Origin of the sequence: Agaricicola taiwanensis, from assembly GCF_014635245.1 — a bacterium.
Lineage (GTDB): Bacteria > Pseudomonadota > Alphaproteobacteria > Rhizobiales > Methylopilaceae > Agaricicola > Agaricicola taiwanensis.
The window spans coordinates 193434-206530 of sequence record NZ_BMCP01000003.1; the positions used below are offsets into that span (position 1 = coordinate 193434).

At 56.1% G+C, this 13097-nt stretch carries 8 protein-coding genes; 4 read left to right on the top strand and 4 right to left on the bottom strand.

Annotation, left to right across the window (positions count from 1 at the left end):
- Positions 1–439: 439 nt before the first annotated feature.
- From IEV58_RS14335 to IEV58_RS14345, 3 genes are all read right to left on the bottom strand, one after another.
- Positions 440–1645, bottom strand: a complete 1206-nt coding sequence (locus IEV58_RS14335) for an aminotransferase class I/II-fold pyridoxal phosphate-dependent enzyme (RefSeq protein ID WP_188410476.1) — start codon at positions 1643–1645, stop codon at positions 440–442.
- A 257-nt stretch (positions 1646–1902) separates the two neighbouring features.
- Positions 1903–5361: a pyruvate carboxylase gene (gene pyc, locus IEV58_RS14340; protein WP_188410477.1), complete on the bottom strand. Its 3459-nt coding sequence runs from the start codon at positions 5359–5361 to the stop codon at positions 1903–1905.
- Positions 5362–5614: 253 nt separating this feature from the next.
- Positions 5615–6532: a transporter substrate-binding domain-containing protein gene (locus tag IEV58_RS14345; RefSeq protein WP_188410478.1), complete on the bottom strand. Its 918-nt coding sequence runs from the start codon at positions 6530–6532 to the stop codon at positions 5615–5617.
- Positions 6533–6990: 458 nt separating this feature from the next.
- On the opposite strand from IEV58_RS14345, the gene IEV58_RS14350 reads away from it, so the two are divergent.
- Positions 6991–7980 carry a LysR family transcriptional regulator gene (locus IEV58_RS14350; RefSeq protein ID WP_188410479.1) on the top strand — a complete coding sequence of 330 codons (990 nt, stop codon included), beginning with the start codon at positions 6991–6993 and terminating at the stop codon, positions 7978–7980.
- Positions 7981–8113: 133 nt separating this feature from the next.
- On the opposite strand, the gene IEV58_RS14355 is transcribed toward IEV58_RS14350, so the two are convergent.
- Entirely contained in the window at positions 8114–9304 is a 1191-nt protein-coding gene (locus IEV58_RS14355) for a M24 family metallopeptidase (protein WP_188410480.1), read from the bottom strand.
- Positions 9305–10013: 709 nt separating this feature from the next.
- Between IEV58_RS14355 and IEV58_RS14360 the strand changes: the two genes are divergently transcribed.
- From IEV58_RS14360 to IEV58_RS14370, 3 genes are read left to right on the top strand one after another with little or no spacing between them, the layout of a single operon-like run.
- Positions 10014–11084 carry an ABC transporter ATP-binding protein gene (locus IEV58_RS14360; protein WP_188410481.1) on the top strand — a complete coding sequence of 357 codons (1071 nt, stop codon included), beginning with the start codon at positions 10014–10016 and terminating at the stop codon, positions 11082–11084.
- 24 nt (positions 11085–11108) lie between these two features.
- Positions 11109–11936, top strand: a complete 828-nt coding sequence (locus IEV58_RS14365) for an ABC transporter permease (RefSeq protein ID WP_229729470.1) — start codon at positions 11109–11111, stop codon at positions 11934–11936.
- A 21-nt stretch (positions 11937–11957) separates the two neighbouring features.
- A complete protein-coding gene (locus IEV58_RS14370) occupies positions 11958–12797 on the top strand; it encodes an ABC transporter permease (protein ID WP_229729473.1) in 840 nt (279 codons plus the stop codon).
- Positions 12798–13097 lie beyond the last annotated feature (300 nt).

The window sequence follows — 13097 nt, forward strand, 5'->3', positions numbered from 1 at the left end:
CCCCGTGCTGTTATTTGCTGGCCAAGTGGCGAATCTATATTTTAAAGTTCATCGCCTATGGGCGTAACTGCTTCATACTCATCAGTACTGCTGTAATTGCGGATCAATGCCGTGCATCAGGTCCGTCATCACAATTCTGAAACAGTATCGGGGCCGACCGAGCAAAAATAGCGATATTAATTCCAGCTTTAGCATTCCTTTTAAGAATGAAACGTGCGGCGCAGTCTACAGAAGGCTTCAACTCGCGAGGGATATTGCCATCGTGCGCAACATTACGAACAAGTCTTGCCTGCGAGCCCGCCAGCGTTCGGCGCCGCTGGTTCTGGATCACGAGCAAGGACATGCCTTCCGCCAAGATCGGCTGTGATCAGAGACTGAACGAATGGGTGAAGAAGGCCGTGATCGATGTGGGCAAAGCGTGGCGAGCCGAATGCCCCAACTAACGTAATGCCTCGCAAGCTCTGCGGATACGAGCGCAGCCTTCCTCAATTGCCGGCGACGATATGGCGAATGAGAGCCTGAGATAGGGCGAGAGGCCATAAGCCGCGCCGTCCAGAACCGCTACATTCGCCTCATCAAGAAGGTAGAGCGACACGTCGAGGTCTGTCTCCAAGATCTTGCCAGCCGGGGTCTTCCGGCCAATAAGCCCTTCCACCGATGGATAAAGATAGAACGCGCCGTCAGCCGCCCTCACGCGTAGACCCGGGATGCCGTCGAGCAGTTCGACCATTCGGTCACGGCGCGATTGGTAAAGTGTGGCTGCCTGACGAACCAACGACTGATCTCCGTCGAGTGCGGCAACAGCGGCTGCTTGACTAACAGAGCTCGCACATGTCGTGCTTTGTCCGAGCAGTTTAGCGATGGCATCGACGAGATCTTTTGGCCCCGCGGCGTAGCCGATGCGCCAGCCAGTCATCGCATAAGCTTTCGACAGACCATTGATAATCAGAGTGCGTGCTGCGAGCTTTTCGTCGACCTGGAGCGGGTTTACGTGCTGATGGCCATCATACATCAGATGTTCGTAAATATCGTCGGTGAGGATCCACACGTGCGGGTGTCGGGCCAGTACAGTGGTTAGCTCAAACATCTCCTCACGCGTGTAGACGGCGCCGGTAGGATTATTCGGTGAGTTGAGAATCAACCAGCGGGTCTTCGGAGTGATTGCCTTTTCGAGGTCATCTGGTTTGAGCTTAAAACCACGGCTCTCCGGACATTTGATTATGACGGGCTTGGCACCATTCAGAGCGACCATATCGGGATACGAGACCCAATAGGGTGCAGGGATCACGACCTCATTGCCCGAGTCGAGCGTTGCCGCAAAAGCTTCGAAGATCAGCTGCTTTGCGCCGCAGCCCACAACTATCTGATCTGGTGTGTACACTAAGCCGTTTTCTCTTCTAAGCTTAGCGCAGATCGCCTGTCGTAGAGCTGGCGTCCCAGCCGTGGCCGTATAATGTGTATCGCCGTTGCGCATAGCAACAACAGCGGCGTCGATGATGTGGGCGGGTGTATCAAGATCCGGCTCGCCGATCGTGAAATCAATTATCTGACGGCCGGCAGCCTGGAGTTCAGTGACCTTCTTCTTGGCTGCAATGCTAGCCGAAGGTTTTAGTTCAGCAACACGCGAGGCCAGCTTCACCGACATTTTGTGTGCTCCTTGTTTCCAAGACTATTGATGAATCTCTTTGATCCATCGAAGAACTGACTTTAGGAGCTGAGTGAGACGAATATAAGCGATTAAAAGTAATGGTATTCAGTGCCCGAATGGCATAGAGAAAGTCGCAGTCATGCAGCTTTCTCTATCCTCCAGTAGCGTGTCTGAATTAGGCTAATCTCATAAGACACAGCTGCACCGTGGCAATGAGGTTTAAGACCGGCCGACTGCCATGCCGAGCTTGAGCCCTAGCCATAAATGATGAGCAGGTCCTTGGAATCGATCTGGTCGCCTGCCTTGACCAACACTTCGGCAATGGTGCCGTTGCGTTCCGCATGAAGGACCGTTTCCATCTTCATGGCCTCGATCGATAGCAGGACGTCGCCGATCTTGACTGTTTGCCCAGGTGCCACGGCCAGCGTGGAAACGACGCCCGGCAGGGGCGCGCCGACATGTGCACCGTTGTCGGCCTCGGCCTTGCGGCGCAGCTTGGCTGTCCCGTCGCCATGGGTGCGGTCCGGCACCTTTACGCGCCGCGGCTGGCCGTTGAGTTCGAAGAACACCGTAACCATGCCCTTGTCATCGACGTCACCGAGGGCGAGGCAGCGGATGACCAGCGTTTTGCCACGTTCGATTTCGACGAAGATCTCCTCCTCCGGTTTCATGCCGTAGAAGTAGACGGGCGTCGGCAGCACGCTAACCGGGCCATATGTGCCGGAGGCGGCAGCGAAATCCGTGAAGACCTTCGGGTACATGAGCCAGGAGGCGAACTCGATCTCCGAAAGTGTACGTCCGACCTTTTCCTCCACGTCCTTCCGGGCGGCGTCCAGGTTGGCCGGCTTGAGCAAGGAGCCAGGCCGAACCGTTATCGGCGCGGCGCCCTTCAGCGCCTTTTTCTGCAGCGCGGCCGGCCATCCGCCGGGCGGCTGGCCGAGATCGCCTTTCAGCATCGAAACGACCGAATCCGGGAAGGCGATGTCCTTCATGGGGTTCTCGACGTCTGCGACCGAAAGGTTCTGGCTGACCATCATCAAGGCCATGTCGCCCACCACCTTGGAGGACGGTGTAACCTTCACGATGTCACCAAACATCAGATTTACATCGTGATAGGTCTGCGCGACGTCGTGCCAACGCGCTTCGAGACCGAGGGAGCGCGCCTGTTCCTTCAGGTTGGTGAACTGACCACCTGGCATTTCATGCAGGTAGACTTCGGAGGCAGGTCCTTTCAGATCACTTTCGAACGCGACATACTGATGCCGGACCGCCTCCCAATAGAATGAAATCTGGCGGATGCCCCCGACTTCGAGAAGGCAGTCCCGCTCGGTTCCCTTGAGCGCCTCTACAATCGATCCAAGACACGGCTGTGAGGTGTTGCCGGAAAACGCATCCATGGCAGCATCGACCGCATCCAGGCCGCTTTCCGCGGCTGCCAGGACCGTGGCCGCGGAGATGCCGGCGGTATCGTGGGTGTGGAAGTGAATCGGCAGATCGGTCGCGTTCCGAAGCGCCTCGAAGAGTGCCCTTGCCGCGGCCGGCTTGAGGAGGCCTGCCATATCCTTGACCGCGATGATATGCGCGCCAGCCCTCTCAAGCTCACCAACGAGACCCACATAATATTTCAGGTCATATTTGGCTCGATCCGGATCGAGTATGTCGCCGGTATAGCAGATCGCCGCCTCGCAGAGTTTCCCCTCGGCGCAGACCGCCTCCATGGCGACACGCATGTTCTCGACCCAGTTCAGGCAGTCGAACACGCGAAAGAGGTCGATTCCGCCTTGCGCGGCTTGCTTCACAAAATGCTGGACCACATTGTCCGGATAGTTCGTGTAGCCGACCCCGTTTGCCCCGCGCAAAAGCATCTGGAGCAGGATGTTCGGCGCACCCTCCCGGATTTTTGCAAGCCGCTCCCACGGGTCTTCCGTCAGGAAGCGCATCGACACGTCGAAGGTAGCGCCGCCCCAGCATTCAAGCGAGAACAGTTCAGGCAGGGTGCGCGCATAGGTGCTCGCAATGCGCGCGATATCATAGGTTCGCATGCGCGTGGCGAGAAGCGACTGGTGTCCGTCGCGCATGGTCGTATCGGTGATTAGCATCCGCTTTTCACCACGCATCCAAGAGGCGAATTTTTCAGGCCCGAGTTCGTCGAGCTTCTGCTTCGTGCCTGGTTGGATGTCGCCCGGCATGAACGGAACGTTGGGCGGAGCGATGTTGGCCTTGGGTTTGGGACGGTCGCGTGCCTCAGGATGGCCGTTGACGGTCACATCGGCGATATAGTTCAACAGCTTTGTCGCACGGTCCTGCCGTTTGACACTCGCGAAGAGCTCCGGCGTCGTGTCGATGAAGCGGGTCGTGTAGGAATTGTCCCGGAAGCTTGGATGCGTGATGATCGCTTCCAGAAAGGGCAGGTTGGTGGCGACCCCGCGGATGCGGAACTCGCGCAGCGCCCGATGCATCCGCTTGATCACCTCTCCCGGCGTCGGCGCCCACGCCGTCACTTTCTCCAGCAGGGGATCGTAGTAGCGGGTGATCAACCCACCGGAATAGGCCGTACCGCCATCGAGGCGGATGCCGAAGCCGGTCGCACCGCGATAGGCGGTGATGCGCCCATAATCCGGGATGAAATTGTGTTCCGGATCCTCGGTGGTGATCCGGCACTGCACGGCATGCCCGTTGAGCCGGATGTCGGGCTGCGCCGGAACGCCCGATTCGGGCGTCCCGATCGCCGCCCCTTCGAGGATTTTGATCTGCGCCTTGACGATATCGATGCCTGTCACTTCCTCCGTGACGGTGTGCTCGACCTGGATACGCGGATTGACTTCGATGAAGTAGAATTTGCCGGTATCGGCGTCCTGGAGGAACTCGACCGTGCCCGCGCCAACATAATTGGTCGCCTCGGCGATCTTCAGCGCATAGTCACACAATTCCTGCCGCAGGGCGTCGCCGAGATAGGGAGCTGGCGCGCGCTCCACGACCTTCTGGTTGCGGCGCTGGATCGAGCAGTCGCGTTCGAACAGGTGCACAGCGCGGCCATGCGTATCGCCGAGGATCTGCACCTCGACGTGGCGGGCGCGCTCGACCAGCTTTTCCAGGTAGACCTCGTCCTTGCCGAAGGCAGCCTTCGCCTCGCGTCTTGCCTCCGTGATCCCGCGTGCCAGATCCTCCTCGCGGCGGATGGTTCTCATTCCTCGGCCGCCACCACCCCAAGATGCCTTGAGCATCGCCGGATAACCGACCTCCGCCGCCATCTTCTCCACCGCTTCGAGGTCGTCCGGCAGCGGCTGGGTCGCAGGCACGACCGGTACGCCGATCTCGGTAGCCAGGTTGCGTGCCGCGACCTTGTTGCCCAGCCGCCGCATCGTTTCCGGCTTTGGGCCGATGAAGACGATGTTGTTTTCTGCGCAGGCCTCCGCGAATTCGGGGCTTTCGGACAGTAGTCCGTAGCCTGGATGGATCGCGTCCGCGCCTGAAAGCCTGGCGACCCTGATCACTTCATCGATGGACAGATAGCTCTCGATCGGCCCAAGGTCTTGGGGCAGATGTGGTCCGCGACCGACCTGATAGCTCTCATCCGCCTTGAAGCGATGGAGAGAATATTTGTCCTCTTCCGCCCAGATGGCCACCGTCCTGATGCCGAGCTCATTGGCTGCCCGAAAAATACGGATCGCGATCTCGGACCGGTTGGCGACGAGCAGCTTGCTTATGCGCATGTCCATTTCTCACACTAGGATGGATTGGGCCCCGCCCCCCTGCGGTGGCACCCAGCTGATGTTTTGCTCGGGTTCTTGATGTCATAGGTCCTGCAGCGTTCGCAGTTCTACGGGGGGTGAAGGCATTGCGGCTTGCCCATCATGCACGCGGGCGTGATGGCATACTACAGTGCTTCACGGCGCCGCCTGCAGCCTGGCTGAGACCAGGAAATTTTGCGGGTCGCCCGATTACACCCGCCACTGCATGCAATCGTCATGAATCCTGCCAAAACAAATCTGAACAGCTGTGGTAGCGACCGATCAACTTCTGCTCGACCAGGTATTCTTGAAGCTTCCCGATCACGGCTTCGTTCCCCGGATTCAACCCATAGGGCATGGGATCGCTGGCAAAGATGCCCATGGTGTCAGGCCAGGTGCTGTCTGCCCAAGGCAAGAACGTCGATCCGATACGGCGCTCCTTCGCACGACCCATACTATGCCCGTACGCGGCCATGACCGCGCTTGGCAGCAGAGGATGTGAGTCAATTTTCTTGAGCGGAATAACGACCGTATGGCTGATGGGATAAATTCCCGTAGACCTGAAATAGTTCAGTTCAGCCTCTTTCCAGTCCGTCAAAATAGGTCTGAACTTACGATCGGACCACGGTCGTGCCGAGTCACGGGTTCGGGGGCTCAGTAGCGCATCCAAACGGCCGTCAGCCAAAGCGACCTCCAGGTCTCCATCAATCACCTTGAGGTTCACTCCCGGCGGCGCCTCGAACCGCTGGTGACCCGTCGAAAACCATTCAACTTCGGACCAATGCAGCCGATAGAATTCTGCCAGGATGCCACGTCCCCATACACCACCAGTCATTGTGTAATCGGCTATTCCAATCCGTTTTCCGATAAGGTCCGAAGGATGGGTCAGATGATCGTCATCCTTGCGGACAAGGAGGATGCTATGGCGAAAGCCTCTGCTGGGAAATACGGGGATGGCGGTAAGCCAATCAACGCCCCGGTCGCGCATCATGATGTAGTTTGAGAGCGAGAACTCACACACATCGAACTCGCGGGCTTCTAAAACTTTAGCAAAAAGCTCATTGCGGTCTGTTGCGTGATAGTTGAGCTGCAATCCCTGTCGAAACGACGAAATGTCCAGAGTGTGCTCGTAGTCGCAGCCATAGATATCCACTCAGGTTCTCCTGCTGGAATTGTTACTTATCGTGGAGGCTAATGTATCAGAGCGTTTGATCCGAGGCGGAAAACGGATAGCCGCTCAGGTATATTAGGCTTGGGCGCCCGGAGCGTACAATCTATTTGCGGATAATCGCCCTATAAGAAGTTCTTATACTTCATGGCAGCATATTGTTTTTATCATTGGCCTCGATAAACAAGGAGGAGGTTCCTTGGTGAGCGGGGCATCTCCGGTTTGAATTTGAGGCAGCACAGCCGTCCGAAAGATCAGCGGAGGCTATGGTTGCGGCTCTGATCCTAACAATGTCGGCCGCGCAGTTGGCTTTAGGAACTGGACCCAGGTTCGATTCCCTCGTGGATCACCACGGTTGAAATTTCACAGTCTTTCTGGATAGTGTCGGGGATGAGATGACGGAGCCGAGTTCGCTGCTCCTACAATTAAGCACAGGGGACCCGATGCGCCGCAAGAGAACGAGCGGGCGAACGGCTGCGGCACTGCCATTTGACTTGGGTGCTCTTCAAGTTTTTCTCATGGTTTGCGACAAGGGCAGCATGGGGGCTGCTGGAAAAGCGCTTGGTATTACGCAGCCAGGAGTGTCCCAAGCCATCGCGGATCTTGAAGCAACATTGGGATTGAAGCTCTTCGAAAGGTCTGTCCGACCCCTGGCGTTGACAGCAGCAGGCGCGCTGTTGCAGCAGCGGGCGACGCTCTTGATGGCAGAAGCTTACGAAGTTTCTGCTGCCATGGAAGAAGCTGAGAAAGGCCATCATTTTCGCATCAGGCTGGGACTTGCGGGCTCGGTGGTGCGCGCATTTTCATTGAACCTGTCGAAATTCTTACGTCAGCACGCTTCAGAAGTTGTCGTTTTTTCCGGGACGACGTCTTCTCATAGCGAGGGCACGATCAATCGCACCGTTGACATCTCGATCTGCTGGAGCGGCATGGATGATTCAGACTGGGTAGAACGACACCTTATTCTGGACGAACCCTATATTTTGCTCTTCCCCAGCTCCTTCCCGGAAACCCAGGAGGGTTTGACCTCGATAGCGAACCGTCTTCCGCTCATCCGTCCGAGCGCCCGGTCACAAACAGGTCGGGACGTGGATCGACATCTCCGGCGGATAGGCATCGAAATCCCCCGTAGCCTGGAGTTTGACAGCCCAATCGGATTAGTGGCGGCCGTTGCGGATGGAGCCGGATGGGCAATCACCACGCCACTTTGCGCTTTCGAAGGCGGCTTAAGTCCACTCGTCAGGCCAATGAAACTGCCTGGTCCTGGCTTCGGACGCCGCTTGTATCTTTTCGCCAGAAAGAATGAGTTGGGGCGATTGCCTCGCGCGCTCGCCAATGAGGCCAAGCAAGCACTCAACCGAGATATTCTCCCCCAGATATTCGAACATATGCCTTGGGCGATCGACAAAATCCGTGTCGAGCCGACCCGTTGAGAAAGGTCGTATGCCTTCGGCTCGGCCCGAGCACCTCTTTGACGGGCAGTGAAAGGCGAACCGCTCGCCAGCGAACTTCATTCGGCATCAGTTAGCGCTATTCGCCTCCGTTGCGCGCGCATGTTCGGGTCGATCAGTACCTTCCCCTGTTCCAACCGTGGCCAGCCGGACCGAAAATCTCAAAACCATCTCTCGTTACGGCAACGGTGTCTTCTAGCTTGATGAAGCCTCGTCGCGGGTGCTTCATTGTTGTTTCTACAGACAGGACCATACCGGCCTCCAGAGGCCGCCGGGCATCGTCGGCGGGATAAGGAGTGGGCCCCGTGTCAGTCAAATGCGGCTTCTCATGGGCAACCAAGCCCATGCCGTGTCCAATGAAATCCAGGTACTTGGCGTTTGGCGAGCTCTTCACCGCAGATTCGGCAGCGGCATAAAAATCGCCGCCCATCAGTCCTGCGCAAAGCGGCTTCATGGCTGTCTGCTGAAGGCCTTCAACCTCGGCAAGCAAATCTTCCAATTCGGCATCGGGCTCACCCATGATACCCATTCTGGTCACGTCTCCGATATAGCCTTGATAATTCCCGCCGGAATCCAACGACAATATATCGCCCGATCCCCAAACCTGATCTGACGGAGCACGAAGCAGGCTGGATCCTGCTGTGAGGAGACAATATTCGAACATCAAGTCGCGGTTGGTTTCTTCCCTTCGCAAGGCAGCGACGAGTTCATTCTTGGTAAGGCCAGGTCCGTGATTTGTTATCACCGCCAGCATGGAAGCAACAACACGTTCTGAAGCCTCGCGAAGCAAGATCAGTTCGTTCGGATTTTTTATCGCCCGCAATCGTTCCATGACGGTTTGGGCGTTCATCACCAAGTGCCGCGGGACTGCGTCCCAAAGAAGTGATGCCGCATCGGCTGGCATAAAGGCCATTTCGATGCCTATGCGCTTATCGATGAGCCTCAACTTGCGCAGATACTCGATTGCCAGCCGCATCGCGTCCTCAGTACCGGACACTAATGTTGGGCTTTCTTCTATCCAGAACGGGCTGACAGCCTTTTGGTGGTTTTCCGTCTTGTGAGCGACAAATACCGATTTCTCTGGCGAGCCCTTCGGATAAATAATTATCGGCAGATATCGACTTATACCCCATGCATCCATAGCACCAAAGAACAGTGCTTTATGACCGCCGAGCATATACTGAACATTGTGTTTCGAGCTGATAAGCAAGACGTCGATGCCGGCTTCTTCCATCAGGAGATCAAGCCGTTCGGTGTCGAAAGGGATGATCTCCAACCCCTGCGCGGGGTGCTCGCTAGCCAGCATTGTTGTTCCTTCCGTTATACATAGGAGGTCGTTTTTTGTCCGGGGGAACCAAGCACATCAACGCCATCCTCAAGTATCGCTCAAGAGACAGCATCGAGTATATCGACCTCCGAAATTTGACGTCTCAAGCTGTCGCCGGTTCATGCATTTTACTATGCTTGGCCACAGGTAGTACGTCTACATAAACAAATGTTATGTTGCCGTTCCGCGATTGGCTTCTCAAACAGTGAGCATGCGGCCTGAGGTGGAAATGGCAAGGCCGGAGTATAACTTAATTTTATAACGACATTCGTTCGGTCGCCATGCCAGGCTACGATACAAACTAGGAGAGGTCTTGTGCGATGTTGAAGAGCTAGGAAAAGCCACGTCTCGTCGATGTCCTGATTGGCGGTGCGGCTGCTATCAGAGCTCCCCATGTTCTCGGCATGAAGGCCAAAGCTTCCCACATTCGTATTATGTTTCGCGGGCCGCTGAACGTATGCCGCGCAACTGTCAGTCCGGGTAACCTGAAGGCAAATGCTCTAGTGGACAGAGAAGCCCAGAAATTGCTGGGCCGGCAGAATCCGGAAAAAATCGTGAAGTATCCGGATGGCTGCGTGCGTCTGCGCACAACACATCTATGACATGTGTAATTCAAAGATAAGCCCTGGCGTCGGAACTGTTTCTGATCCAGCTTTGGCCGCGGTCGCGAGCAGCAAAGAGGGGAATAATGGCTATCGTTAAACTGGAAGGCATCAGTAAAAAATATGGGGATTTCATAGCTCTTGACCATCTCGACCTTACCGTGGAAAAGGGCGAGTTTCTAACGCTTCTTGGACCTAGCGGCTCGGGTAAGACGACGCTGCTGAATATTATTGCCGGCATGATCCAGCCATCGTCGGGCGCGATTCGGATCGACGGCCGCGACGTGACCAATCTGCCCACGCGTCAGCGTGGCTTAGGCATGGTTTTCCAGAACTATGCACTCATGCCGCATATGAGTGTTTTCGAGAACGTCGCCTTCCCCCTGCGTGTACGTCGGGCCCGCGAAGAGGATATCCGCACCAGCGTTTCCGAGGTGCTCAAGATCGTCAATCTTCTCGATTTTGCCAGACGAAAGCCCCATGAACTGTCCGGTGGCCAGCAGCAGCGTGTCGCGATCGCGCGCTGCCTCGTTTACAAACCGGGACTCATTTTGATGGACGAGCCGTTGGGCGCTCTCGACAAGAATCTGAGGGAGCAATTACAGTTCGAGATCAAACGTCTGCACTCCGAGCTCGGCGTGACCATTCTCTATGTTACGCATGACCAGGAAGAGGCGCTCGCTCTTTCGGATCGCATTATCCTTATGAACAACGGCCGGGTGGAGCAGCTTGGTACGCCGCATGATTTGTATTTCCACCCCCAGACAGTATTCGCAGCCCAGTTTCTAGGAGAATCAAACGTTCTCGCCGCGACAGTGGCAGGACACGACGGCGAAGATCAGATTCTAAACGGGAAAATAGGAGCGATCAGATCACGACCGACAAGCATCGCGGCCGGCACCGAAGCGACTGTCATCGTTCGCCCGGAAAACATCCGCAGATTGCGACCAGGCGAGCATCTCAGCAACGAGATATCAGGCGACCTCATCGAGACGACCTTTGTCGGCGACGCGACAAAGTATTACGTCAAGACCGATAACGATACCATCATCATTTTGAAGCAACTGGCCAATGCCATACCAGAAGATGCAGGCGATAAAAGAGTGAGAATCGGCTGGGCCGCAGAACACACCCTGGTTCTTCAGAAAAATGTCTAATCAGCCAAGCTCCGGAGGTGTATCGTGAGAAGCAAAATTTCTGGAGCGGAATCCCTAGCCCTCCTCGGTCCCGTTTGCGCCGTCATGGTTCTGGGATTCCTCGTGCCGGTCGGGTTCATTTTTTTTCGCAGCTTTACGATCGAAGGCGTGTTCACCGTCGCGGGATTCACGAGCTTGTTCACGAGCCCACTGTTCATCCGGGTTTTCTGGACGACTCTGGAAATTTCCCTGATGGCCAGCGTTGTATCGATAGTCGTAGGATATCCGGTTGCTCTCTTTATATCTCGTCAGCCCGAGAAATACAGATCGCTTTATCTAATAATGGTATTGTTTCCATTCTGGACAAGTATTCTTGTAAAAAGCTTTGCCTTTGTTATTATTTTGGGACATGAGGGGGTGATCAATGCTGGGCTGCGAGCTCTTGGGCTGCAGGAATTCGAGATGATATTCAACCGTTTCGGCGTCCTGGTAGGGTCAACGAACTACCTCATTCCTTTTGCAGTTTTTCCTATCCTGACCAACCTGCTGTCCCAAGATGCGAACCTGCTTAAGGCGGCAGAGGTGATGGGCGCGGGGCCGCTGCGAATATTCTGGCGGATCACCTTCCCTTTGACTGCGCCGGGCGTTTCAGCGGCCTTTGTTCTCACCTTCGTGCTTTCACTGGGTCTCTTTGCGACGCCGGCTCTTCTGGGCGGGCGCCGAGACATGATGATGGCCAATCTGATCGATTTCTACACGAGGGATACTCTGAACTGGAACGCGGCGTCCGCCGTCGCAGTGATCCTGCTGCTAACGAGCGCGGTGCTCCTTGTCTTGGTGTCGCGCATCAGCGGCACGGGGAAACCTGCCTGACGGATAGGGAAATTGCACGCCATGGACAACGCGGGTAAGTCGACGATGACCATCTGGAAGTGGATGCCTCGGAAGGTTTCACTGGCGGGGATAATGGCCTGGATCGTTTTCGGGTTTCTATTCTTGCCGAGCCTCATCATCATCCCGCTCTCCTTCGGGAATAAAGACCAGATCGTATTTCCCCCGACGGAATTCAACTGGGAGCTATACCGACTGTTCTTCACGACCTCGAACTGGTTGGAGGCGACGGCACAAAGCGGCAAAGTCGCGCTCTTGAGCACCGCTATCGCACTGGTGCTGGGGACATTGGCTGCCTATGGACTCGAGAGAACCCAGATGCGGGGCAAGCAATTGCTGCTTGTCGTGCTGCTAAGTCCGCTGCTCATCCCCGGCGTGGTCATGGCTCTTGGGCTGTACTCATACTTCGCAGTGATCGGACTTGCGGGAAGCACCGTCGCGCTCATCGCCGGACATACCGTCTTTTTATGCCCGTTCGTCATCGTTACGGTCTCGGCGGGTGTCCGGGAACTCGATAGCCACGTCGAAATCGCCGCTTCGGTCATGGGGGCGAGCCGATGGAAGATATTCGCGTCGGTGGTCCTCCCCCAGTTGCGTCCGTCATTGCTGACGGCCGCGTTGTTCTCCTTCCTTATGTCGTTTGATGAGTTGGTGATCTCGTGGTTCATATCGAGCCCGCAGACGATGACACTTCCCGTCAAAATGTACAGTAGCGTTCAGACCGAGACCTCACCCATTCTCGCGGCCGTCTCGACGATGCTGACGGTCCTGTCGGTCGTCATCTGCCTAGCGGCAGAAAGCGTGAAGCGCCTGATGAAAAGGCCCACCACAAACCCGCTTTGAGAACGTGGCATAGCTCTTGCCACTGTCAGTGGCGGGGCGGTCGAACTGGTGAAGGCCGAGGTTGGCGTAACCAGCCACCTTTCTGCTGTCCGGCTCGGATGGTGGCTGATAACTGCGACCTGAGACGCTCGCCCAAGGCAACAGCGGAAATTGTCAAGACATTCCCGGGGCTCGCGTGCGCCCCATCAAACTCTAGATAACTTATTGATTCACGGGATTATGGCGGGCCATGCGGGATAGCGATGAGAACTATGTGTATTCTATAGCCCTCTATGTCCCTCCAAAATGAGGGGAAGGTAG

What these genes read in the sequence shown, in the direction of transcription:
- IEV58_RS14335 (WP_188410476.1), bottom strand. Translation starts at nt 1,645, where the DNA reads ATGTCGGTGAAGCTGGCCTCGCGTGTTGCTGAACTAAAACCTTCGGCT.
- pyc (WP_188410477.1), bottom strand. Translation starts at nt 5,361, where the DNA reads ATGCGCATAAGCAAGCTGCTCGTCGCCAACCGGTCCGAGATCGCGATC.
- IEV58_RS14350 (WP_188410479.1), top strand. Translation starts at nt 6,991, where the DNA reads ATGCGCCGCAAGAGAACGAGCGGGCGAACGGCTGCGGCACTGCCATTT.
- IEV58_RS14355 (WP_188410480.1), bottom strand. Translation starts at nt 9,304, where the DNA reads ATGCTGGCTAGCGAGCACCCCGCGCAGGGGTTGGAGATCATCCCTTTC.
- IEV58_RS14360 (WP_188410481.1), top strand. Translation starts at nt 10,014, where the DNA reads ATGGCTATCGTTAAACTGGAAGGCATCAGTAAAAAATATGGGGATTTC.
- IEV58_RS14370 (WP_229729473.1), top strand. Translation starts at nt 11,958, where the DNA reads ATGGACAACGCGGGTAAGTCGACGATGACCATCTGGAAGTGGATGCCT.